At 60.3% G+C, this 22,437-nt stretch carries 20 protein-coding genes; 7 read left to right on the forward strand and 13 right to left on the reverse strand.

Annotated features, from left to right (window positions below):
• The first annotated feature begins 14 nt into the window (after positions 1 to 14).
• The gene (locus FHX08_RS02240) at positions 15 to 1,034 is read left to right on the forward strand and encodes an NAD(P)H-binding protein (protein WP_132653683.1); all 1,020 of its coding nucleotides are present in this window, start codon (positions 15 to 17) and stop codon (positions 1,032 to 1,034) included.
• Here the strand turns inward: FHX08_RS02240 and FHX08_RS02245 are convergent.
• From FHX08_RS02245 to trxB, 6 genes are all read right to left on the reverse strand, one after another.
• On the reverse strand, positions 1,031 to 1,828 hold the full coding sequence (locus FHX08_RS02245; protein WP_132653684.1) for an aminoglycoside phosphotransferase family protein: 798 nt from the start codon (positions 1,826 to 1,828) through the stop codon (positions 1,031 to 1,033). The genes FHX08_RS02240 and FHX08_RS02245 overlap by 4 nt on opposite strands.
• 73 nt (positions 1,829 to 1,901) lie before the next feature.
• Positions 1,902 to 3,026 (reverse strand): alkene reductase, encoded by a 1,125-nt coding sequence (locus tag FHX08_RS02250; RefSeq protein WP_132653685.1) that lies wholly within the window; start codon positions 3,024 to 3,026, stop codon positions 1,902 to 1,904.
• A gap of 24 nt (positions 3,027 to 3,050) precedes the next feature.
• Positions 3,051 to 4,217: an MFS transporter gene (locus FHX08_RS02255; protein ID WP_184326829.1), complete on the reverse strand. Its 1,167-nt coding sequence runs from the start codon at positions 4,215 to 4,217 to the stop codon at positions 3,051 to 3,053.
• A 3-nt stretch (positions 4,218 to 4,220) separates the two neighbouring features.
• A complete protein-coding gene (locus FHX08_RS02260; protein ID WP_184326830.1) occupies positions 4,221 to 4,514 on the reverse strand; it encodes a helix-turn-helix transcriptional regulator in 294 nt (97 codons plus the stop codon).
• Between the two features lie 570 nt (positions 4,515 to 5,084).
• Positions 5,085 to 5,981 (reverse strand): LysR family transcriptional regulator VtlR, encoded by an 897-nt coding sequence (locus FHX08_RS02265; protein WP_132653687.1) that lies wholly within the window; start codon positions 5,979 to 5,981, stop codon positions 5,085 to 5,087.
• Between the two features lie 22 nt (positions 5,982 to 6,003).
• Positions 6,004 to 6,978 (reverse strand): thioredoxin-disulfide reductase, encoded by a 975-nt coding sequence (trxB, locus tag FHX08_RS02270; protein WP_184326831.1) that lies wholly within the window; start codon positions 6,976 to 6,978, stop codon positions 6,004 to 6,006.
• Between the two features lie 230 nt (positions 6,979 to 7,208).
• On the opposite strand from trxB, the gene FHX08_RS02275 reads away from it, so the two are divergent.
• The gene (locus FHX08_RS02275; RefSeq protein ID WP_112564538.1) at positions 7,209 to 7,676 is read left to right on the forward strand and encodes an Lrp/AsnC family transcriptional regulator; all 468 of its coding nucleotides are present in this window, start codon (positions 7,209 to 7,211) and stop codon (positions 7,674 to 7,676) included.
• Between the two features lie 58 nt (positions 7,677 to 7,734).
• On the opposite strand, the gene FHX08_RS02280 is transcribed toward FHX08_RS02275, so the two are convergent.
• Genes FHX08_RS02280 through greA form a run of 3 tightly spaced genes read right to left on the reverse strand, consistent with a single transcriptional unit; the run spans position 7,735 to position 10,140 of the window.
• On the reverse strand, positions 7,735 to 8,529 hold the full coding sequence (locus tag FHX08_RS02280; RefSeq protein WP_184326832.1) for a hypothetical protein: 795 nt from the start codon (positions 8,527 to 8,529) through the stop codon (positions 7,735 to 7,737).
• A 53-nt stretch (positions 8,530 to 8,582) separates the two neighbouring features.
• The gene (locus tag FHX08_RS02285) at positions 8,583 to 9,632 is read right to left on the reverse strand and encodes a glycosyltransferase family 4 protein (protein ID WP_184326833.1); all 1,050 of its coding nucleotides are present in this window, start codon (positions 9,630 to 9,632) and stop codon (positions 8,583 to 8,585) included.
• 31 nt (positions 9,633 to 9,663) lie between these two features.
• Positions 9,664 to 10,140 carry a transcription elongation factor GreA gene (gene greA / locus FHX08_RS02290; RefSeq protein WP_132653691.1) on the reverse strand — a complete coding sequence of 159 codons (477 nt, stop codon included), beginning with the start codon at positions 10,138 to 10,140 and terminating at the stop codon, positions 9,664 to 9,666.
• A 249-nt stretch (positions 10,141 to 10,389) separates the two neighbouring features.
• Here greA and FHX08_RS02295 point away from each other — a divergent pair, with 249 nt between their 5' ends.
• Positions 10,390 to 11,622, forward strand: a complete 1,233-nt coding sequence (locus FHX08_RS02295) for a putative DNA modification/repair radical SAM protein (RefSeq protein ID WP_184326834.1) — start codon at positions 10,390 to 10,392, stop codon at positions 11,620 to 11,622.
• Positions 11,622 to 13,067 carry a UdgX family uracil-DNA binding protein gene (locus FHX08_RS02300; RefSeq protein ID WP_184327347.1) on the forward strand — a complete coding sequence of 482 codons (1,446 nt, stop codon included), beginning with the start codon at positions 11,622 to 11,624 and terminating at the stop codon, positions 13,065 to 13,067. Before FHX08_RS02295 ends, FHX08_RS02300 begins: the two co-directional genes overlap by 1 nt.
• A gap of 122 nt (positions 13,068 to 13,189) precedes the next feature.
• Here FHX08_RS02300 and carB read toward each other — a convergent pair whose 3' ends face one another.
• The 3 genes from carB to FHX08_RS02315 all read right to left on the reverse strand — a co-directional run bounded on the left by carB (position 13,190) and on the right by FHX08_RS02315 (position 18,722).
• Entirely contained in the window at positions 13,190 to 16,675 is a 3,486-nt protein-coding gene (carB, locus tag FHX08_RS02305) for a carbamoyl-phosphate synthase large subunit (protein WP_184326835.1), read from the reverse strand.
• Between the two features lie 172 nt (positions 16,676 to 16,847).
• A complete protein-coding gene (locus tag FHX08_RS02310) occupies positions 16,848 to 17,873 on the reverse strand; it encodes a zinc-dependent alcohol dehydrogenase family protein (RefSeq protein WP_132653694.1) in 1,026 nt (341 codons plus the stop codon).
• A gap of 78 nt (positions 17,874 to 17,951) precedes the next feature.
• Entirely contained in the window at positions 17,952 to 18,722 is a 771-nt protein-coding gene (locus FHX08_RS02315) for a LytTR family DNA-binding domain-containing protein (RefSeq protein WP_132653695.1), read from the reverse strand.
• 85 nt (positions 18,723 to 18,807) lie between these two features.
• Between FHX08_RS02315 and FHX08_RS02320 the strand changes: the two genes are divergently transcribed.
• Complete coding sequence (locus tag FHX08_RS02320; protein ID WP_184326836.1) at positions 18,808 to 19,296, forward strand: DUF2306 domain-containing protein; 489 nt, start codon at positions 18,808 to 18,810, stop codon at positions 19,294 to 19,296.
• Between the two features lie 84 nt (positions 19,297 to 19,380).
• Positions 19,381 to 20,304, forward strand: a complete 924-nt coding sequence (locus tag FHX08_RS02325; RefSeq protein ID WP_132653697.1) for a neutral zinc metallopeptidase — start codon at positions 19,381 to 19,383, stop codon at positions 20,302 to 20,304.
• Positions 20,305 to 20,356: 52 nt separating this feature from the next.
• On the opposite strand, the gene FHX08_RS02330 is transcribed toward FHX08_RS02325, so the two are convergent.
• Positions 20,357 to 21,349 (reverse strand): aldo/keto reductase, encoded by a 993-nt coding sequence (locus tag FHX08_RS02330; protein WP_132653698.1) that lies wholly within the window; start codon positions 21,347 to 21,349, stop codon positions 20,357 to 20,359.
• A 109-nt stretch (positions 21,350 to 21,458) separates the two neighbouring features.
• Here FHX08_RS02330 and FHX08_RS02335 point away from each other — a divergent pair, with 109 nt between their 5' ends.
• Positions 21,459 to 22,364 (forward strand): LysR family transcriptional regulator, encoded by a 906-nt coding sequence (locus FHX08_RS02335; protein WP_132653699.1) that lies wholly within the window; start codon positions 21,459 to 21,461, stop codon positions 22,362 to 22,364.
• Positions 22,365 to 22,437: the final 73 nt, after the last annotated feature.

The raw sequence follows: 22,437 nt of genomic DNA on the forward strand, positions 1-22,437 counted from the left end.
ACAAGGAGATGATCATGAGCAGCGAATATCAGGACAAGAAACAGGCGCTCGTTCTCGGCGCGACCGGTGGCATCGGCGGCGCGGTTGCCCGCAAGCTGCAGGCACGCGGCTGGACGATCAGGGCGCTCAATCGCAATGCTGCCAAGGCATCCGCGAGCGGGCAGGGCTTCGAGTGGGTGCGGGGAGACGCGATGAATGCAGCCGATGTCCGCAAGGCGGCGGAAGGTGCCGATCTCGTCGTTCACGCCGTCAATCCACCCGGCTATCGCGATTGGGAGAAGCTGGTTCTGCCGATGCTGGATAATACGATTGCCGCGGCTCGCGCCGTCGGGGCGCGCATCCTGCTGCCGGGTACCGTCTATAATTTCGGGCCAGACGCCTTTCCAGTCGTGACGGAAGATAGTCCGCAGCGTCCGGTGACGAAAAAGGGCAACATCCGTGTCGAGATGGAGAAGCGCCTGAAGGCTGCTTCCGAGACCGGAACCGGCGTTATCATCGTCCGCGCAGGCGATTTCTTCGGACCAGGCGCCACCAGCAATAGCTGGTTCTCAGCCGCTTTCGCCACCCCGGGCAAGCCAGTTGATACGATCAGAAATCCGGCGCTGCCCGGTATCGGGCACCATTGGGCCTATCTGCCCGATGTCGCCGAGACGATGGTGCAGCTCGTCGAGCGGGCCGAGCGGCTGCCGGCGTTCGCCTGCTATCACATGAACGGCTTCTGGGATGGCGATGGCCGGCAGATGGCCGAGGCGGTCCGGCGTGTTTCCGGCGGCAAGGCGAAGATCGGCCTCTTCCCTTGGTTCATCGTGCCGTTGCTTGCTCCTTTCATGACGCTGATGCGGGAGATGAAAGAGATGCGCTATCTCTGGAAAGTGCCGTTGCGCATGAAGAATGACAGGCTGGTGGCCGAACTCGGAACCGAGCCGCATACGCCGATCGACGAGGCCGTGCGTGCGACTTTGATAGCGCAGGACTCGCTGCCGGAGATGCATGGCTCGGCAGTGCCTCTCGCCAAGGCTCTAAATGCAGATTAGGCAAGCTCTGCGAGCGCGATACGGGCGACCGTCAGAGGCTTTTCCGCGGAGGCATGGTCGCCATCTTCAAGAAACCAGGCGGACGAGAGGCCGGAATAGGCGGCGATCCACTTCAACAGCCTTGACGGCTCGATATCCGCTTCCTTGGAGACGATCGGAAGCTGACGCTGGAGGCGTTTGGGATCCGTCGTCGTCGGCAGATCTTCATTAGCGAAGATATTGGCAAAGTCATAGCCGCGTTCGCCATAGATCCGCTTGGGATCGATCGCCAGCCAGCCTCGGTCGCCGAAATCGAGGATGTTGCGGTGATGGATGTCGCCGTGCAGTATGCTGAGCTGCTGTGGCGCAGCGAGCAGGGTGCTTGCTATCTTCCAGCAATCGGTAAAGGTGCCGCCATGGTTACGTGCTGCCGGCTCCAGACCGCGGAACCAGCGCTCAAGCGTTGGCGAATCGTGAAGAGGCGTGGGGCGTGGCGCGTGCAACCTTGCTGCAGTGCGCACCATGATGCGGCTTGCCTCATCGTCCTCGCCGTTCAGCGCCATTTCCAGCAGTGAGTATTTGTCCACTGCACGCTCCAGAAGGATAGCGTCATTTTCCTGCGCATAAACGCGGGCGGCGCCGTCGCCATCCCACCATTTCATCAGCAAGGCGCCTTCGCGCTCGCTGCTGTCGGTTGCGACTTTCAGCATGGCCGGTTTGTCCTGCCAGGTGACCGGCAGGAGGCGGCTTGAATGGGTGATGATCGGTTCGCCGTCCGATGTCAGCGACCAGCGTTCGAGATAGGGCGAGAACATGGGCCTATGCTAGCGGCAATGCCCTGAAATGGAAATCCCGCCGGATGGCGGGATTTCTGTTTGCTGAAAATGATCAGGCGACCTTTTCGAGGGTCGGATAATCGACATAGCCTTTTGCGTTACCACCATAGAAAGTGGATTGATCCGGCGTGTTGAGCGCCAGGTTCTTTTCCAGTCGCTCGACGAGATCCGGATTGGAGATGAAGGGCTTGCCGAAGGCAACGAGATCGGCGCAGCCGCTTTCGACGGCTTCGATCGCCATGTCTCTGTTGTAGCCGTTGTTGACCATCCAGGCAGCCTTGCCGCCTGCCTTCTCATAGGCTGCGCGCAGTGCTTTGTAATCGAAGGACGGGTTGTCGCCCTGGCGATAATCGCGCTCGCCACCGGTCTGGCCTTCAACGATGTGAATATAAGCGAGATCGTACTTTGCGAGGCCTTCTACGACATGCGTGAAGAGCGCCTGCGGGTTGGAATCATAGGATTCGCCCGAGGGGGTGACCGGCGAAATGCGGATTGCGGTGCGACGGGCGCCGATTTCCCTTGTTACCGCTTCGACGACCTGGAAGGTGAAGCGAGCGCGGTTTTCGATCGAGCCGCCATATTCGTCGGTGCGGTCGTTGACGCCGTCGCGCATGAACTGGTCGAGCAGGTAACCATTGGCGCCGTGGATTTCGACACCGTCGAAGCCTGCGTCGATCGCTGCGCGTGCGGCCTTTCGGTAATCCTCGACGATCCCGGGAATCTCGAAAGTTTCGAGCGCGCGCGGCTCGGAGGTGTCGGTAAAGGCGCCAGTGCCGTCAGGGTTGACGAGATAGGTCTTGGCCTTGGCGATGCGGTTGGTCGAGGAGACCGGCTTACCGCCGTTCGGCTGCAATTCGGTGTGGGAGATACGGCCGACATGCCACATCTGCACGACGATCTTGCCGCCTTCGGCGTGAACGGCGTCCGTCACTCGCTTCCAGCCATCGAGGGCTTCCTTGCTGTAGAGGCCGGGAACGTTGGCATAACCTTGGCCCTGATGCGTGATGGCGGTTGCTTCGGTGATGATGAGGCCGGCCGTAGCGCGCTGGCGATAATATTCGACGTTGAGATCGTTCGGGATCGCGCCCGGTGAACGATTCCGGGTGAGCGGCGCCATGACGATATGGTTCTTCAGAGCGATATCGCCGATCTGCGTTGGCTGGAAAAGCTTGCCCATAAAAGGTCCTTTCTGCTTGGAGGATCACTCGGCGGCAGTGGGAGCAGTCTGCACCCGACCGGAGAGATAGGTGAGTGCCGTGGCGGCAAGGCCGATCAGGGCCATGGCAGCTCCGGCGAGGGGAACGCGGTCAAGATTGAACCCGGCATCGATGACTATGCCGCCGACCCAGGCGCCCAGCGCATTGCCAGTATTGAACGCGCCGATGTTGATGGTCGAGACGAGGTTCGGAGCATCCTTGCCGAAGCTGACGACACCGACCTGCAGGGCGGGAACCGCGGCGAAAGTTGCGGCTGCCCACAGGAACAGGGTGATCTCGGCGGGGATGAAGAAGCGGCTCGTATAGAAGAAGATCGCCGAGGTCAGCGCGATCGCTGCGAATACGCCGGCGAGTGTCGTGCCGAGGCGCCAGTCGGCGAGCTTGCCGCCGATCAAGTTTCCGACCGTGAGGCCGATGCCGATCAGGAACAGTGTCCAGGTGACGCCTTCTGGTGAGATGCCCGTCACATCACGCAGCAGCGGGGCGATGTAAGTGAAGAGAGTGAACATCGAGGCTGAGAAGAAGACGGTGACCGACAGCGCCATCCAGAGGCGTGCGTTCCTCAATGCCGCGATCTCGCGCAGCATGCTGCTTGGCTTTTCCTGTCTATCCCGTGGCAGGATGGCGATCAGGCCCGCAATAGTGATGACGCCGATCGCAGTGACCACCCAGAAGGTGGAGCGCCAGCCGAAAACCTGGCCGATGGCGGTGCCGAGAGGCACCCCGAGCACGTTTGCGAGCGTCAGGCCGGTGAACATCAGGGCGACGGCGCGGGCCTTGCGATCCTCGCTGACGAGATTGGCGGCAACAACCGAGCCGATGCCGAAGAAGGCGCCATGGCAAAGGGCGGTGACAATGCGGGCGATCATCAGTACCCAATAGTTCGGGGCGATGGCGCAAAGCAGGTTGCCGGCAATGAAGAAGGCCATCAGCATGATAAGGGCGGAGCGACGCTTCAGCTTGGCGGTCGAGACTGCCATGATGGGAGCGCCGAGCGCGACAGCCAGCGCATAACCTGTGACCAGCCAGCCCGCCTGAGGGATCGTGACGGAGAGATCGGCTGCGACTTCGGGCAGGAGGCCCATGATGACGAATTCGGTGGTGCCTATCGCAAAAGAGCTCAAGGCGAGAACGACCAGGGCAAGGGGCATGGTTTAAAGATCCTGCGTTAGCTGCTGGAGGAAGGCAGCGATCGTTTCTTCGTTACGCTTGTAGAAGATCCACTGACCGACGCGCTTGCTGGTGACGAGGCCGGCGCGGTGAAGGGTGCCGAGATGGGCGGAAACGGTGGATTGGGAGAGGCCGCAGCGTTCGAACTGGCTGGCGCAGACGCCCATCTCAAATGGGTGCTCCTGCGTCGGAAAATGTTTTTCCGGGTTCTTCAGCCAGTTGAGGATGTCCATCCGGGCAGGATTGGCCAGCGCCTTGAGAATCTCGTCTTTGTCCATCGTCGTTCATCGAACTATAAATCGAATTTTTTCGATATATAGTTTTCGATATGCAAATCACGGAGGCGTGAGGGGCGGCGCTTTTCATTCCGCTTAAAGTTTAAGCAAAAAAAGAGGGCCGCTGGAAAACCAGGGCCCTATAAGTGTGAAGGTCAAAAAAACCTCCAGAGGGGAACAGCCAACGCGGTGGCACTGGGAGAGAAGCCACGAAATGCATCAGCTGAAGTTGATATGGTGCTTCTTTGTGCAGCTTTCAATAGTTTTTTGTGCATGTCAGCCATGCACTGCACAAAAATATACCGCATTGCGGTATCTGCCGATAAAGTTCAGGCAAAGAAGCAAAATTCGGGCAAAAAAAGAGGGCCACCGGAAAAACCAGGGCCCTTATAAGTGTGAAGGTCAAAAACCTCCAGAGGGGAACAGCTAATGCGGTGGAACTGGGAGGAAAAGCCACCGTGTGCATCAGCTATGTGCGATATGGTGCTTTAATGAGCAAACGGCAACCCTTTTTTGTGCATGTCAGTCATGCGTGGGCTGCATGATTTGAAATTCATTCTATAAAAATGGAGATCAGAAGTTCCAATTGCGGGCCTTGCTGACGATGAAATCGCGGAAGGCTTTCAGCTTGGCGGCATTCTTGATCTCGTCCGGATAGCAGAAATAAGTATCGAAGGAGGGGACGTCAGCGTTGATCGCAAGCTGGATCAGACCCGGGTCGCGGCCGACGATATAGTCGGGCAGGCAGGCGATACCGATGCCGAGCAGGCATGCGCGCTTGATCGACGTCTGGCTGTTGATCTGCAGATGTGGAATGCGCTTGTTATCCGACGAGCGGCCGGCGATTTCCAGCCAGTTGACGTCGAGCAGATAACTCGGCGCCGGTTCGCCGAAGGTGATGATGCGGTGGTTGTCGAGATCCTCCATCGTCTGCGGCTCGCCATGGCGGTTGATGTAGGAGGGAGCCGCGTAGACGTGCATATGCACGGTGAAGAGCTTGCGCTGGATGAGGTCGGACTGCTGCGGCTGGCGAAGGCGAATGGCGCAATCGGCATGGCGCATGTTCACATCCACTTCCTCGTTGTCGAGGATGAGTTGGATCTGGACGTCAGGATAGAGCTGCAGAAATTCCTGGATCTTGTCGGTCAGCCAGCCCTGGCCGAGGCCGACGGTGGTTGTGACGCGCAGCTTGCCGGACGGCGTTTCCGTCGTCTCGGTCAGCTGCATCTTTACGGTTTCGAGCTTCAGCAGCACGTCATGCGCGGTACGGTAAAGCAGCTCACCCTGCTCGGTGAGGATCAGGCCGCGCGCATGGCGGTGGAAGAGCTTTGTGCCCACATCCTGCTCGAGCGCGCTGACCTGACGGCTGATGGCCGACTGGGACAGATGCAGCTTGTCGGCCGCATGCGTAAATGATCCGGCTTCGGCAGCTGCGTGGAAAATACGCAGCTTATCCCAGTCCAATGGCATTCCCCCACCCCTCATGCCACGATTACTCCGCTGCTACGGCAACGGGCATGTGGCCCGTCAGATAGCGTTCTGCCTCGAGGGCGGCCATGCACCCCATGCCTGCGGCAGTGATCGCCTGGCGGAACGTATCGTCCGTCACGTCGCCTGCGGCATAGACTCCCTCTAGGCTGGTCGCAGTCGAATCCGGTGCTGTCCAGAGATAGCCATTGTCCTTCAGCTTCAGCTTGCCCTTGAAAAGTTCGGTTGCCGGCGCGTGGCCGATTGCTACGAAGACGCCGTCAATGGCGACATCAGTGATGGCGCCGGTGCGCGTATCGCGCAGGCGGGCGCCGGAAACGGACGGCGGCATGGGGGGCTTTGCCGGCGTACCCGTGATTTCGGCGACCTCAGTGTTCCAGAGAACCTTGACGTTCTCCTTGGCGAAGAGACGTTCCTGCAGGATTTTTTCCGCGCGGAATTCATTGCGGCGATGCACGACGGTGACCGACTTCGCGATGTTGGAGAGATAAAGCGCTTCCTCGACCGCGCTGTTGCCGCCGCCGACTACGATCACATCCTTGTTACGATAGAAGAAGCCGTCGCAGGTGGCGCAGGCAGAGACACCGAACCCCTGGAAATGCTGCTCGCTTTCGATGCCTAGCCACTTTGCCTTGGCGCCGGTCGCGATGATCAGCGTATCGGCGGTCCAGACCTGGCCGCTATCGGTGCGGGCGATGAAGGGGCGCTGATTGAGGTCGACTTCGGTCACGAGGTCGTTGACGATTTCGGCGCCGACATGCTGGGCCTGCTGCAGCATCTGATCCATCAGCCAAGGGCCCTGAATCGGATCGGCAAAGCCCGGATAGTTCTCGACATCGGTGGTGATCATGAGCTGGCCGCCCTGCTCCAGACCGGCGATCAAAACCGGTTTCAGCATGGCGCGCGCGGCATAGACCGCTGCCGTATAGCCGGCAGGTCCGGAACCGATAATGAGCACCTTGGTGTGGCGGGCAGACATAGAATTTCCTTTCGACTGGCAGGATGCGGCGGCTAAGAGGCGAATGAGGCCGTTTCGCGATCCCTGCGCCATTTATGAACGACCAATGCTTTTATTCAAGGGCAGCCTTGCATTACCAACAAGGCAAATGCAGCCGCTGTGCAAGATTCCGTCATCCGACTGAAACTTTCTTGCGTATTCCGTGGCTTTATATAGAAGCTGCCCGCGGGGAATTAAAGAAAGGCCTAAGCGTGGTTCGCGCTGAACTTGACGTTATCGACATAAAGATATTGCGGGAACTGCAGGCAGACGGCCGCATGACCAATGTGGAGCTTGCCGACCGGGTGGGAATTTCTGCGCCCCCTTGCCTGCGCCGGGTGCGCAAGCTCGAAGAGGCCGGCGTCATCGAAGGCTACCATGCGATGCTGAACAGCCCGAAGCTCGGGCTCGATCTCGTCGCCTTCTGCATGGTCGGCCTGAAGCACCAGTCGGAAGCCAATCTGAAGGCCTTTGCCGCCGCCACCGCCGAGTGGCCGCTGGTGCGTCAGGCATGGATGGTATCCGGCGACAGCGATTTCCTGCTGCATTGCGTGGCTCAGAACCTTACCCGCTTCCAGGACTTCGTCATCGAAGTGCTGACCGCCAACGAGCATGTCGATACCGTTCGCACCATGCTGACGATCCGTCAGGTGAAGAAGCTCGGGCTGGTCGAACTCTAGAAGCATTTCCAGGAAAAGTGTGAAGCAGTTTTCCGTCCGGAATGCTGGTGAGGACAGTTTATTCGCGCCAGGCCTTGCTCAGCCATTCCGTGTTGCCGATGCGGCGATACCATTTCTGCCCACCGCCTTCGAAAACCTCGCTCATTTTCGGATTGCCGGCGAAGACCACGATCTTTGCTTCCGGCGGCAGTTCGGGATCGCGCCAGAAGCTCCTGATATGGCGGGGCACGCAGGCGTTCTTGAAGCTCACGCACCATTCGCGCGGCCAGTATTGCAGGTGTCCATGCGCTTCCAGCTGCGCGCTCTGAAACTGCTGGGAGATCTCGTATTTTGACATGGCGGCCACCGGATCGGCGACATAGGCGTCCAGAATATAGGCGTGCGCGCCGATCTCATAGCGGAAGACCGAACTGTTGCCGACCGAGGCCAGGAATTTGTCGCGAGAAGGGTTGATCTTGCGCAGCGGCTTCGGGCGGAAGAGATCGTCGTCGCGGATGATGAGGAACTTGCCGGGGTGCTGGAAAAGCGGTTCCAGATCATCGACGATGACGAGGTCGAGATCGAGGAAGAGGCCAATGCCCTTGAGATCGGCAAGCTCGCGGCGGAAAAGTGCAAGTTTCTGCCAGCGACGGTCCTTGGATCCGGCCGGCAGACCGAGCTCGGGCAGAGGGAGGGTTTCGATACCCTCGTCAAGGCCTGCCGCGTTGTCGGTGAAGCAGACGAAACGATGCGGGCGCTTCAGGTGCCGTTTGACGCCTCGGTAGAGGTTGTTGACATATTCGGGGCCATAGAGCGTTCCCCATTTCATGCAGAGCACGTTGACCAAGTTTTCGTTGTTGTTTGCGGTCGACATCTATGTGTCTCTGCCTTCGCTGTATGGTCGCTGCGATCGCCCGACGAACGGGCTTACGTTCCGAGGAGCTGCTGGTAAACGCAGTTGATCGCCATTGCTTCCTTTTCCAGCGCGAAATTTTCCCGCACGTGCCGCAGGGCCGTTTCGCCCTGTGCTGATGTCAGCGCAGGATCGGCAAGATAGGTAGCAATCGCTGCCGTCAGCGCGTCGTCATCGCCTGTCGGCACAATAATTCCATTCTCGCCGGGGACTATCATCTCCGCATAGGCACCGGCGTCGGATGCCACTACCGGTGTTTTCGAAGCCATGGCCTCAAGCGGTGTCAGGCCGAAACCCTCGTTGCGAGATGGGGCGACATAGAGTGTCAGGCGGCGGTACCAGATCTTGATATCGGGTACTTCGCCAATGAAGACGATCCGGTCGGTGAGGCCGGCGGCAGCGATATCAGCCTTCAGCTTGTCGGCAAATGCGGTATGTTCAGGCGTGACGCGACCGGAAATGACAGCGGTCCAGTCCGGATGCTGCGGCAAAAGCGCAATCATTGCCCGAACGAAGAGGTCGGTGCCCTTCTGGTGGCGGACGCGGCCGAAGCAGCCGACGAGATAGCGGCCAGGCAGGCCGGTTGCGGCGATCGTATCGTCAGGCCCTTCGGGCGGATGAAAAAGCTCAAGATCGACGCCGTGCTGGATAACCGTATGCGGCACCTTGAGGAAGGAGCCAGAGCGGCTGCTGGTTGCGATCACGGCATCCATCCGGCGGATAAGCCAGCGCGTGTAAGACGTGTGACGACGCTGGGCAGCCGAGGTGAAAACGAGCTTCAGCGGCATGCGCAACACTTGGCGCAGAAGGATGCCCGTCGCCATTTCATTGTTGCGGCGCGCGTGCCAGACACGATGGCGACGTCCGGCCGGCGGGCGCCAGAGGCCGGCGAGCTGTGGCCATTTCAAGCGCGGAAGTTCCGGCGGGAGGCCAGGGCCGAAGGCAGCGATCCTGACCCCTAACCGAATCTGACAGGGGATAAGCTGGACGATCGTGGACGTGACGCCGGAGAGCCGGCGTTTCAGATTGGGCGCGATGATCTCGACGTCACGGGTGTCCGGCACTGGCTGCTCTTTTTAAGAGAGGTGCGGGCGATCAGCCCCAGGAAACGGAAAGGATTTCGTAAGCCTTCGAACCGCCGGGCGCGATGACTTCGATGGAGTCGCCGACTTCCTTGCCGATCAGCGCACGGGCGATCGGGGAGGAGATGGAGATGCGGCCCTGCTTCACGTCGGCTTCCTGATCGCCGACGATCTGGTAGGTTCGTTCCTCTTCGGTGTCCTCGTCGACGAGCTTCACCTTGGCGCCGAACTTGACCTTGTCGCCCGACATCTTGCTGAGGTCGATAACTTCGGCGCGTGCCGTCAAGTCTTCGAGCTCGGTGATGCGGCCTTCATTGTGGCTCTGCGCTTCCTTGGCGGCATGGTACTCGGCATTTTCGGAGAGGTCGCCATGAGCGCGCGCTTCCGCAATTGCCTCGATGATTCGCGGGCGCTCTTCCTGCTGACGCCAGCGCAGTTCTTCCTGCAGCTTGACGAAACCACCCTGTGTCATCGGTACCTTATCAACCATTTTTTCGTCCTTCTCTCCCTGTATCCGCAGTTCGCGCAGACACAAAAGAAAACAGGTCCCGAAGGGGAACTTCGGAACCGTGTTACAATCCTAGTTCATTGCTTATAGCAGATCGACCCGCGCAATTTCCATAAAATTCGTAACGATGCTTTTTACATCCCGTTGAAGTGCCTGCTTTTGAAGGGAAGTTGCATGGAGAACTAATTCTTCATCTTGATTTTGCCGCAGTGAACATTTAGTGAACATATTATGAAGAAGTCGCTTAAGGAACGGTTGGCGATCCTCTCCGACGCCGCAAAGTATGATGCCTCCTGCGCCTCCAGCGGGACCATCAAACGGGATTCGGCAGGCTTCGGCGGATTGGGTTCGACCGAGGGTTCAGGCATCTGCCATGCCTATGCGCCGGATGGCCGATGCATCTCGCTTCTGAAAATCCTGCTCACCAATTTCTGCATCTACGATTGCGCCTATTGCATCAACCGATCGTCGAGCAATGTCGAACGCGCTCGTTTCACGCCGGAGGAAGTCGTCTGGCTGACGCTGGAGTTTTACCGGCGCAACTATATCGAGGGGCTGTTTCTCTCCTCCGGCATCATCCGCTCTTCCGATCACACGATGGAGGAGATGGTGCGGATCGTGCGGGAGCTGCGGATCTCGCATAATTTCCGAGGCTATATCCATCTGAAGTCCATTCCCGAGGCTTCGCCGCATCTGATCGAAGAGGCGGGGCTTTATGCGGACCGTCTGTCGCTCAACATTGAACTTCCCACCGACAGCGGCATCAGCCGGTTCGCGCCCGAGAAAAAGCCGGCCAGCATTCGCCGCTCGATGGGCGATCTCCGGCTGAAGATCGAGGCGGCCCAGGAGCCGACGCTGCAGACGAAGAAGCGTAAGCGCTTCGTGCCGGCAGGCCAGAGCACGCAGATGATCGTGGGTGCCGATGGGTCCAATGATGCAACGATTTTGTCGACCAGCGGCCAGCTTTACAGCAGCTATGGCTTGAAGCGTGTCTACTATTCCGCCTTCAGCCCGATTCCGGACAGTTCGAAGAACCTGCCGCTCATCAAGCCACCGCTGATGCGCGAGCACCGGCTCTATCAGGCCGACTGGCTCTATCGTTTTTATGGGTTCGGCATCGATGAGATCACTGCAACGCAGGAGGGAGGCATGCTGGATCTCAATCTCGATCCCAAGCTCGCCTGGGCGCTCGGCCATCGCGGCGACTTTCCTGTCGACGTCAACCGCGCCGATCGTGAGAAGCTGTTGCGCGTGCCAGGGCTTGGCACGAAGTCGGTGAAGGCGATCCTGACCGAGCGGCGGCAACGCCGGCTACGGCTCGAGGACCTGTCGCGGCTTGGCGTTTCCATCCGCAAAGTGCAGGCCTTCGTCAGCGCCGAGGGCTGGACGCCGCATCGGCTTGTAGACCGGCCGGATTTGCGCGCCATGTTCGAACCGCAGCCCGAACAATTGTCCTTGTTATGATGCGCCGCGTGGTTCTGGAGGGCAGGGGGAATTTTGAGGAGTGGCGCAGGGCGGCCCGCGCCTTCGCTGCGGCCGGAATTCTGCCTGATGAGATCGACTGGCACGAAAAGAGCCGCGAGCCCGGCTTTGCCTTCCAGCGCGATGCCTTGCCGCCCGATCCGTCCGCCGGCGCCAGGCAGATGAGCGTTCCGGCTGATTTCATGGCATTGGCCGAGGCGGTGATCTGCCATAGCGATCCCAGGCGCTTTTCGCTGCTCTACAGCCTGCTCTGGCGGCTGCAGGAAAATCGCAACCTGCTGGATCTGGCCTCTGACGAAGAAGTATCGCGGGCGCGACTGATGCAGAAGAGCGTGCATCGCGATGCGCACAAGATGACGGCCTTCGTGCGTTTCAAGGAGCTCGCGGCTCCTGCTGGCGGGCGGCGAAAGTTCATCGCGTGGTTCGAGCCGGACCACTATATCGTCGCCCGCAAGGCGCCCTTCTTCCAGCGCCGCTTCACCGATATGGACTGGCTGATCGCAACGCCCAAGGGCTCCGCTGCCTGGGACGGTGAGCGGCTGACGCTCAGCAGTGCGCCGTGTGAGAAGCCCGATATCAGTGATGCGACCGACGATCTTTGGCGCATCTACTATGCCAGCATCTTCAATCCTGCACGGCTGAAAGTGAAAGCGATGCAGGCCGAGATGCCGAAGAAATACTGGAAGAACCTGCCAGAAGCCGATCTCATTCCGGGGCTGATCGCCGAGGCCGAGGCGAAGATGCTCGCCATGGCCGAGCGGGAGGCAACAACGCCGCTGCCGTATCACTGCAGGATACAGGAAGCGGCTGCCCGCATTCCGGCTCCGAAGCTGGCGCCGGCCGGGACGCTGGAGGCGTTGCGACAGGAAGCGGCCACTTGCAGCCAATGCCCGCTACATGCGAAGGCGACGCAGACCGTGTTCGGCGAGGGGCCCGCCGACGCGGAGATCGTGTTTGTCGGCGAGCAACCGGGCGATCAAGAGGATCTTGCCGGACGTCCCTTCGTAGGCCCGGCCGGTAAGGTCTTTGATGAAGCGATCGCGCAGGCGGGAATCAATCGATCGAGGCTCTATATCACCAACGCCGTGAAGCATTTCAAATACGAGCCGCGCGGCAAGCGGCGTATCCACCAGAAGCCCAATCTCGGCGAAGTGCAGCATTGCCGCTGGTGGCTCAAGCGGGAGCTCGATCTCATAAAGCCGAAGCTGATCGTGGCGATGGGGGCGACAGCGCTCTACTCATTGACCGGCGAGAAGCAAAAGCTGGAGGGGCTGCGCGGACGTCCGATTGCGATGGAAGAGGGGCGATCGCTTTTCGTGACGGTGCATCCCTCTTATTTGCTGCGGATCCCGGATGAGCGGAGGAAAGCGCAGGAGCTTGCCCGGTTCCGGCAAGACATGAATCTGATCAGGGGGTTGACGGCCTGAGTGCAGAAATCGATTCAGCGCGTTGGATCATTGTCGACAATAATCGCGATACTGCTCCCATCAGGGAGCAGCTGAGATCGAGATATGAGCAGAGCCAGGAGGCAAGACCTCTTCGTTAACGATCAGAAGTAGCTCTGCAGCGGACGGACTTCGAGGTTGCCGGCCTTGAGTGCCTTGATCGCTTGGGCGGCGGCTTCGGCGCCGGCCATCGTGGTGTAGTAGGGCACCTTCTGCATCAGCGTGGCGCGGCGCAGCGACTTGGAGTCCGAGATCGCCTTATTGCCGTCGGTCGTATTGATGACGAGCTGGACCTGGCGGTTGCGGATGGCATCCTCGATGTGCGGACGACCTTCCAGAACCTTATTGATCTTGGCCGCCTCGATGCCATTTTCGCCAAGGAAACGAGCGGTGCCGCCTGTTGCCAGCACCTTGAAGCCTTGTTCGACGAGGATGCGGATCGCGGGCAGAACGCGAGGCTTATCGGCATCGCGTACGGAAACGAAGACGGTGCCCTCACGCGGCAGTTCGACGCCGGCGCCGAGCTGCGACTTGGCAAAGGCCAGCGCGAAATCGCTGTCGAGGCCGATCACTTCGCCGGTGGAGCGCATTTCCGGGCCGAGCAGCGTATCGACGCCCGGGAAGCGGGCAAAGGGGAAAACGGCTTCCTTGACGGCGATGTGCTTGAGCGCCCGCGGATCAGGCTTGTTGCCGTAGGCGGCGAAGGTCGCGTCCAGCTTTTCGCCGGCCATGACGCGGGCCGCGATCTTGGCAATCGGCGCGCCGATGGTCTTGGCGACGAAGGGAACCGTACGCGAGGCGCGCGGATTGACTTCCAGCACGTAGACCGTGCCGTCCTTGATGGCGAACTGAACATTCATCAGGCCGCCGACATTCAGCGCCGTTGCCATAGCCTTGGCCTGGCGCTCCAGTTCGTCGAGCATCTCGCGAGACAATGTGCGCGGCGGCAGCGAGCAGGCGCTATCACCGGAGTGGATGCCAGCTTCTTCGATATGTTCCATGATGCCGGCGACATAGACATCGGTGCCGTCCGAGAGGCAGTCAACGTCGACTTCGATGGCGTTTGTCAGGTAGCTGTCGAAGAGGAGCGGGTTCTTGCCAAGCAGCGTGTTGATCTGGCCGGTCTTGTCGTTCGGATAGCGCGCCTTGATATCCTCGGGCACGAGTTCCGGAACGGTGTCGAGCAAGTAGGTCTGCAGCTGGCTCTCGGCATGGATGATCTGCATGGCGCGGCCGCCGAGCACGTAGGACGGGCGAACGACCAAAGGAAAGCCGATTTCGGCGGCAACGAGACGGGCCTGCTCGACCGAGTAGGCAATACCGTTGTTGGGCTGGTTGAGGTCGAGCTTCATCAGAAGCTTCTGGAAGCGGTCGCGGTCTTCGGCAAGGTCGATCGCGTCGGGCGCAGTGCCGAGGATCGGGATGCCGTTCTTTTCCAGCGCTTCTGCAAGCTTCAGCGGCGTCTGGCCGCCGAACTGGACGACGACGCCGACGACTTCGCCCTTTTCCTGCTCGGCGCGCAGGATTTCGATTACGTCTTCTGCCGTCAGCGGCTCGAAATAGAGGCGATCGGACGTGTCGTAATCGGTCGAAACCGTTTCCGGATTGCAGTTGATCATGATCGCTTCATAGCCGGCATCCTTCAGTGCGAAGGCGGCATGGCAGCAGCAATAGTCGAATTCGATACCCTGGCCGATGCGGTTCGGACCGCCGCCGAGGATGACGATCTTCTTGCGGTCGGAGACTTGAGCTTCGGAGCGGGCGGCGCCGACAAAAGGCGTCTCATAGGTCGAGTACATATAGGCCGTCGGCGAGGCGAATTCGGCGGCGCAAGTGTCGATGCGCTTGAAGACCGGGCGGACGTTGAGCGAGTTGCGAAGCTCTGCCACTTCCTTTGGGCGCTTGCCGGTCAGTGTTGCAAGGCGAGCGTCGGAGAAGCCCATGGCCTTCAGCATGCGCAGGTTGGCGGCATCGGTCGGCAGGCCGTGCTCGCGGATGCGAGCTTCCATGTCGATGATGTTCTTGAGCTGGGCGATGAACCACGGGTCGATCTTGCAGCCTTCATGCACCTCTTCAATGCTGAGGCCCATGCGCAGCGCCTGAGCGACCATGCGCAGGCGGTCCGGCGTCGGCGTGCCGATGGCGGCGCGGATGGCGTTGTGGCTGGATTCGCCTTCTTCGGAATCAGGGACTTCGATTTCGTCGAGGCCGGTCAGGCCGGTTTCGAGGCCGCGCAGCGCCTTCTGCAGAGATTCCGCAAAGGTGCGGCCGATCGCCATGACTTCACCGACCGACTTCATGGCTGTGGTCAGCACCGGCGAGGCGCCGGGGAATTTTTCGAAGGCGAAGCGCGGGATCTTGGTGACGACATAGTCGATCGACGGTTCGAAAGAAGCAGGCGTCGCGCCGCCGGTAATGTCGTTTTCGAGTTCGTCGAGCGTGTAGCCAATGGCGAGCTTGGCAGCGACCTTGGCGATCGGGAAGCCGGTGGCCTTCGAAGCGAGCGCAGAGGAGCGCGACACGCGCGGGTTCATTTCGATGACGACGAGGCGACCGTCCTTGGGATTGACGGCGAACTGCACGTTCGAGCCGCCGGTCTCCACGCCGATCTCGCGCAGCACCGCAATCGAGGCGTTGCGCATGATCTGATATTCCTTGTCCGTCAGCGTCAAGGCAGGTGCAACCGTGATCGAGTCGCCGGTATGGACGCCCATCGGATCGATGTTTTCGATCGAGCAGATGATGATGCAATTGTCCGCCTTGTCGCGGACGACCTCCATCTCATACTCCTTCCAACCGAGCACCGATTCTTCGATCAGCACTTCGGTCGTCGGCGAGGCATCGAGACCGCCGCCGACGATTTCGAAGAATTCCGAGCGGTTGTAGGCGATTCCGCCGCCGGTGCCGCCGAGCGTGAAGGACGGACGGATAATGGCGGGCAGGCCGACATGATCGAGCGCCTGGGCGGCGATCGCCATGGCATGGTTCATGTAGCGCTGCTTGCGATCGCTCTCGCCGAGGTTCCACTGGTTTTCCAGTTCGTCCAGCGCCTTGTCGAGATCCGCGCCGGAGAGACTTTCGCGCAGCTTGGTGCGCTCGGCCTCATGAGTCTTGCGGTCGAGATCCTTGATGTCCGTGGCGTTCGCCAGCATGGAGCGCGGGGTTTCGAGGCCGATTTTGGCCATGGCCTCGCGGAAGAGCGCGCGGTCTTCGGCCTTGTCGATGGCGGCAGGCTTGGCGCCGATCATCTCGACATTGTAGCGGTCGAGCACACCCATACGCTTCAGCGAAAGCGCGGTATTCAGCGCCGTCTGGCCGCCCATGGTCGGCAGTAGCGCATCCGGGCGCTCCTTGGCGATGATTTTGGCGACGACTTCAGGGGTAATCGGCTCGACGTAAGTTGCATCGGCGAGGCCCGGATCGGTCATGATCGTGGCCGGGTTGGAGTTGACGAGGATGACGCGGTAGCCTTCCTCCTTCAGCGCCTTGCAGGCCTGGGTGCCGGAATAGTCGAATTCGCAAGCCTGGCCAATGACGATCGGTCCCGCGCCGATGATGAGGATCGATTTGATGTCTTGGCGCTTCGGCATGGGCGATATCCGTTTCTAGCTGCGCAAAAAGCCGGCCAGGGTGGGAGGTCACCAGGTCGGGTCGCGCATTGAGGGTCTTTTCAGGCTAGAAGCGGCTTATAGGCAAATGTTTTTGCAAACGGAACCCCATAAATCATGGAATCGACAGGAATCCGGATCGGCTTTTGAAAGCCTATTGCCTCGCGGGTATCACCAGCGCGCGAATCTCGCCATTCGGCGCCGGATTGGTGATCACCTCCGGGGCCTGTTCCAGTGTGATCCGGCGCGAAATCAGCGGCTCGACTTTGATCGCACCCGAGGCGATGAGATCTGTAGCCCGCTGGTGCGTGAACGGATTGATGAAAGAGCCGATGAGACTCACTTCCCGGAAGAGCAGATCGAAGGGCTCGATCTCGATTTTCGAGCCTTGCGGCATGACGCCGAGGATGACGGCCGTGCCGCCGCTCTTTGCAAGCCTCGGCGCCTGCATCATCGTTTCCGGCACACCGGCGCATTCGAAGACGATGTCCGCGCCACCGGGCAGCATCCCGCCGTCATCGATGATCCTGAAGACATCCGAATGTGAAGGGTCGAAGGTGGTTGTCGCGCCAAGCTTTTCGGCAAGTGCCCGTTTCTCGGCATTGCGGGTAACGAGAAGAACGCGCGTCGCGCCGGCGAGCCGGGCAAGCTGAATGGTCAGCAGGCCGATCACGCCACCGCCGAGCACGATGACGGAAGAGCCGGTCTTTATATTGGCGAGATCGACGCCATGCAGGCAGCAGGCGAGTGGCTCGCAAAAGGCGCCATGCAACGGATCGAGCTCAAGGGGCAGTTCAAAAGCCTGTTTCTGCGGTACGATGACATAATCGGCAAAACCGCCATCGCGGTGAATGCCGATCGCTCGTAGGTTCCGGCAGAGATTGACGCGGCCATTGTGGCATTGCTCGCAACGGCCGCAAGCGATGTTCGGATCGCAGGTCACGCGCATGCCGGGCTGGAAGCCGATGACTTCGGGGCCGACGGTTTCGATGATGCCGGCGAATTCGTGGCCAAGCGTCAGCGGCGGGCGGGAAGGGAATTCGCCGTGAAAGAGATGTCGATCGGTGCCGCAGATACCGCAGGCCTCTATGCGGACAAGCAGGTCGCCCGGTCCAGGCTCCGGCTTTTCAACCTCGCGCAGGAACAATTTTCCAGTCGCTTCCAAGCGCACGGCTTTCATCGGCAGTTTCCTCCAGGTCTCCTCACCACTCAGGAAGGGGGAAAGCAGGAGTCAGGTCAAGCATTTGCTGGTATTTCTTCAGCCGAAGCGGCGGCGAACCTGCTCAACAAAGCTGCGGCTGACCGGGATCTGCGTGCCATCGCGCATAAGGATGAGAATCTTGCCGTTATCGCGTTTCAGCGACGCGACATGAGCGTCGGCGACCCAATGCGACCGGTGGACCTGAAGGCCGGGCGTCCCTCCAATTTCGCGGAGCGCATCGGAAAAACGCAGCAGCACGAGCTCGCGGCCGCGGCTTGTTACGACCTCCGTGTAGTGATCCTTCACGGAGAGACGCAGGAGGGTGCCGCGATTCTGCGGCTTCAGGCGATCGAGGATTGAGGTTGATAGACGGAGTTCCGCTGTTCCCTGTTCGATCTGGCGATGCATCGTGAGATAGGTGAGGAAGCAGAAGAGGGCGCAGAGCGGTAGTGCGAAGACGGCTCTGTAAAGGCTGCTGTCAATCGAGATCGGATCGCCCATGAAGGCATAGTCGACGAGACCGATTGCAAAGCCGATCGGCAAGGCTGCGACCAGCGAGCCGATCATCATGCGCCAGAACATCCGGTCCAGCGACTTGCGCAGCAGGGCGTCGGCGAAGACCGAAAACAGAATGGCAATCGACCACGCGACGGCGTGCAGGATCAACCAGTAGGCGAAGCGCTTGCCGGTCGGCATGCTTTCCATCGTGCCGTACGGGCCGGTCACCACGAAGATCAGGACGATGGCTAGAAAGGTTCCCCAGAAGCGCGGAGAGCGCCAAAAGACATGCAATTCGCGAAGCGTGGATTGCAAGGATGAGTGATCCACGAAGTTTTCCTGCCGTTTACGCCATCTTTGTTGAAAGGAATGCAGTCATGCCGGAAACAAGGGGCGAATTCAACCGGAGCCGACCATGAGCCTCGAGCCACTGTTCAATGCGCCTCTTGCCATTCAGATCCATGTTCTCGCCGTCGTGCCGGCAGCAATCCTTGGCGCTTATCTGCTCGCCTGGCCGAAGGGGACGCCGAGGCACCGGCTGCTCGGCAAGTTCTGGATGGCGCTAATGGTCATGACGGCGCTCTCGAGCTTCTTCATCCATCGCATCAATCTGGCCTATGGCTTCAGCCCGATCCACCTACTTTCCGTCATGGTGCTTGTCGGAAGCTGGCGGGCTATTCTTGCTGCGGGGCGGCACGACATACGCACGCATCTCCGGGTCGTATCGGGCATGTATTTCGGCGGTATCGTCGTTGCCGGCCTTGCCACGCTGCTGCCGGGTCGGTTGATGAATGCCGTCGCCTTCTCCGGCAACGGTTGGGTGGGCTTAGCGGTGCTCGGGCTGGTTGCCGCCGCGACCGTCGGCACCATCCGATTTCGGCCGCGGCGCAGCCGGGCGGCGTGAGGAAGCGGCTGGAATTAACCCTCGCACCGGATATATAACTGACTCCTGAGAGCATGCTTGAGCGCATCGCCGGGGAGATCGAAGATGGAATGGAAAGGACGGCGTCAGTCCGACAATATCGAGGATCGTCGCGGCGATCCGTCCGGTGGCGGCGATTCCTTTGGCCGCGGCGGCGGCTTCAGCTTCCCGTCGGGCGGCGGCGTTGGCCGTCGCGGTGGCGGGCTCAGCATCGGCACGATCATCTTCCTCGTCGTCATCTACCTGATCTTCAAGGCGATGGGCATCGACCTGATTCAGGTGATGGATGGCGGCGGCCAGATAGGCGGCTCCGGCTATTCGCAGAGCGAATCCTCTTCGCAGGCGCCCGCCAATGACGAGATGACCGCCTTCGTGCGCACGGTTCTCGCCGAAACCGAAGATACCTGGCACGGCATCTTTCAGTCGCAGGGCAAGGATTATGAGGAACCGCGCCTCGTTCTCTTCTCCGGGCAGACACAGTCGGCCTGCGGATTTGCCTCTGCCGCCACCGGGCCCTTCTATTGTCCCGGTGATCACAAGGTCTATCTCGACACGGCCTTCTTCCAGCAGCTTTCCGACCAGTTCGGCGCATCCGGCGATTTCGCCGAAGCCTATGTGGTTGCCCATGAGGTCGGCCATCATGTGCAGAACCTGCTCGGCATTCTGCCGAAATTCAACGAGGCCCGTCAGCGCATGAGCGAGGCTGACGCCAACAAGATGTCGGTGCGGGTCGAGCTGCAAGCGGATTGCTTTGCAGGTATCTGGGGCAAGTTTACGCAGCAGAAAGGCATTCTCGACCCTGGCGATCTGGAGGAAGCGCTGAACGCCGCCCAGCAGATCGGCGACGATACGCTGCAGAAGCGTTCGCAGGGCTATGTCGTTCCGGAAAGTTTCAATCACGGTACGTCGGCACAGCGCGTGCGCTGGTTCAAGCGCGGCTTCGACAGCGGCCAGCTTTCGGCCTGCGATACATTCTCCAATCCGATCTGAACGCGTGTCCGGCGCCCAACCTGAAGGGCAGGGTGCCGGTCGTCGCGAGAGCTTACTTTTCACTGTCCATATGCTTGAGCTGGGCTTCCGGATAACGAGCGCCCTTAGCGGCACCTTTCGGCACGGCGTGTTCGATGGCGGAGAGATCGTCTGCGCTTAGCTCAACGGCGCGGGAACCGAGTGCCTCCGTCAGGCGATCGCGGTGGCGAGCGCCGACCAGCGGCACGATATCCTGACCTTGTGCCGCCACCCAGGCGATGGCGATTTGCGCGACCGAGGCCCCCTTGAGAATGGCGATCTTCCGGAGTTCTTCGACCAGCGCAAGGTTCTCATCGACATTGCCTTCCTGGAACCGCGGGCTGAAGGCGCGGAAATCGCCCGCGCCATGCTGGCCCTTCTGCCAGTGGCCGCTAATGAGGCCGCGCGACAGCACGCCATAGGCGGTGATGGAAATGCCGAGCTCGCGGGTGGTCGGCAGGATCTCATCCTCGATGCCGCGGGAGATCAGCGAATATTCGATCTGCAGGTCGGCGATCGGTGCGACGGCGGCAGCCCGGCGGATCGTGTCGGCGCCGACTTCGGAAAGGCCGACATGGCGGACATAGCCAGCCTTGATGAGATCGGCGATGGCGCCCACGGTGTCCTCGATCGGCACGTTCGGATCGAGGCGGGCAGGGCGGTAGATGTCGATATAGTCGACGCCGAGGCGCTGCAGCGTATAGGCGAGGAAATTCTTTATGGCGATTGGGCGTGCGTCATAGCCGTTCCAGCCGTTCGCGGGATCGCGCAGCGCGCCGAATTTGACGCTGATAACAGCATTTTCGCGCTTGCGGCCCTTAAGCGCTTCGCCGATCAGCATTTCATTATGGCCCATGCCATAGAAATCGCCAGTGTCGAGCAGGTTGATACCGGCATCGAGCGCGGCATGGATGGTAGCGATGCTTTCAGCGCGGTCGGACGGCCCGTACATGCCCGACATGCCCATGCAGCCGAGGCCAATGACCGAGACTTCCGGGCCGATCTTTCCCAAACGATAGGTCTGCATCTTCTTCTCCTTCAGTGGCACCGATGGCGCTCTCGGACGCCGTTTTACCGCGGCTGAGTCTGTGCGATAATCCGGATACTCTCGAACGGGCCGTACGGAAAAATGCACAATGGATGACCTTCCCCTCAGTGATCTGGATGCCTTCGCAGCAATTGCAAGGGAACGCAGTTTTCGCTCCGCAGCCCGCAAGCGCGGGGTTTCGGCGTCGTCCCTGAGCGATTCGCTGCGGCGGCTGGAAGAAAGGCTCGGTGTCCGGCTTCTGAACCGCACGACGCGCTCCGTCACGCCGACCGCGGCGGGTGAGAGATTGCTCGAAAGGCTTTCGCCGGCGCTTTCGGAAGTGGCCGCTGCACTCGGTCAGCTCGATAGTTTTCGTGACAGTCCGGCGGGCATGCTCAGGCTCAACGTGCCGAGTATCGCCGTGAAGCTTTTCATGGCCGATCTTGCTGCGCGGTTTCTGACGCTCTATCCGCAAATCACATTGGAAATCATTGCCGAAGATACATTCATCGATGTCCTGGCTGCCGGCTTCGATGCCGGCATCCGATACGACGAGAGGCTGGAGCGCGACATGATCGCCGTGCCGATCGGCCCACGCCGGCAGCGCTATGTTACGGCAGCCGCTCCCGCCTATCTTGACAGGCGAGGCGTGCCGCAGCATCCGCGGGATCTGCTGGCGCATAGCTGTATCCGCCATCGCTTCCTCAGCGGAGCCTCTCTTCCTTGGGAATTCGAACGTGGAGAAGAGGTCGTAGTCATCACGCCGTCGGGCCCTGTCATCGCCAACGCGGTGGAAATGGAAATCGAGGCCGCGCTTGCCGGGCTCGGCGTTATCAGAACCTTCGAAGAACTGCTTGCGCCCCGCATTGCGGAAGGCCGCCTGGTGCCGATCCTGAGCGAATGGGACAGCGATTTTTCCGGTCCGTTCCTCTATTATCCGAGCCGCAATCACATGCCCGCGCCCCTGCGGGCTTTTGTGGATTTCGTGCGGATGGAGCAGCGAAAGAGCGTCTGAAGCATCGATTTTGGCCGTCCTGCCGTCAGAACATTGAAATGTTCACGGATTGTTTCGGACGTTTCAATGGGCT

Origin of the sequence: Rhizobium sp. BK529, assembly GCF_014194105.1 — a bacterium.
Taxonomy (GTDB): Bacteria; Pseudomonadota; Alphaproteobacteria; order Rhizobiales; family Rhizobiaceae; genus Rhizobium.

Coding starts and splice junctions, on each gene's coding strand:
- FHX08_RS02335 (WP_132653699.1), top strand. CDS start 21,459: ATGGATGACCTTCCCCTCAGTGATCTGGATGCCTTCGCAGCAATTGCA.
- FHX08_RS02320 (WP_184326836.1), top strand. CDS start 18,808: ATGAGCCTCGAGCCACTGTTCAATGCGCCTCTTGCCATTCAGATCCAT.
- FHX08_RS02265 (WP_132653687.1), bottom strand. CDS start 5,981: ATGCCATTGGACTGGGATAAGCTGCGTATTTTCCACGCAGCTGCCGAA.
- FHX08_RS02240 (WP_132653683.1), top strand. CDS start 15: ATGAGCAGCGAATATCAGGACAAGAAACAGGCGCTCGTTCTCGGCGCG.
- carB (WP_184326835.1), bottom strand. CDS start 16,675: ATGCCGAAGCGCCAAGACATCAAATCGATCCTCATCATCGGCGCGGGA.
- FHX08_RS02255 (WP_184326829.1), bottom strand. CDS start 4,217: ATGCCCCTTGCCCTGGTCGTTCTCGCCTTGAGCTCTTTTGCGATAGGC.
- FHX08_RS02260 (WP_184326830.1), bottom strand. CDS start 4,514: ATGGACAAAGACGAGATTCTCAAGGCGCTGGCCAATCCTGCCCGGATG.
- FHX08_RS02245 (WP_132653684.1), bottom strand. CDS start 1,828: ATGTTCTCGCCCTATCTCGAACGCTGGTCGCTGACATCGGACGGCGAA.
- FHX08_RS02300 (WP_184327347.1), top strand. CDS start 11,622: ATGCGCCGCGTGGTTCTGGAGGGCAGGGGGAATTTTGAGGAGTGGCGC.
- FHX08_RS02310 (WP_132653694.1), bottom strand. CDS start 17,873: ATGAAAGCCGTGCGCTTGGAAGCGACTGGAAAATTGTTCCTGCGCGAG.
- FHX08_RS02250 (WP_132653685.1), bottom strand. CDS start 3,026: ATGGGCAAGCTTTTCCAGCCAACGCAGATCGGCGATATCGCTCTGAAG.
- FHX08_RS02280 (WP_184326832.1), bottom strand. CDS start 8,529: ATGTCGACCGCAAACAACAACGAAAACTTGGTCAACGTGCTCTGCATG.
- FHX08_RS02325 (WP_132653697.1), top strand. CDS start 19,381: ATGGAATGGAAAGGACGGCGTCAGTCCGACAATATCGAGGATCGTCGC.
- greA (WP_132653691.1), bottom strand. CDS start 10,140: ATGGTTGATAAGGTACCGATGACACAGGGTGGTTTCGTCAAGCTGCAG.
- trxB (WP_184326831.1), bottom strand. CDS start 6,978: ATGTCTGCCCGCCACACCAAGGTGCTCATTATCGGTTCCGGACCTGCC.
- FHX08_RS02295 (WP_184326834.1), top strand. CDS start 10,390: ATGAAGAAGTCGCTTAAGGAACGGTTGGCGATCCTCTCCGACGCCGCA.
- FHX08_RS02330 (WP_132653698.1), bottom strand. CDS start 21,349: ATGCAGACCTATCGTTTGGGAAAGATCGGCCCGGAAGTCTCGGTCATT.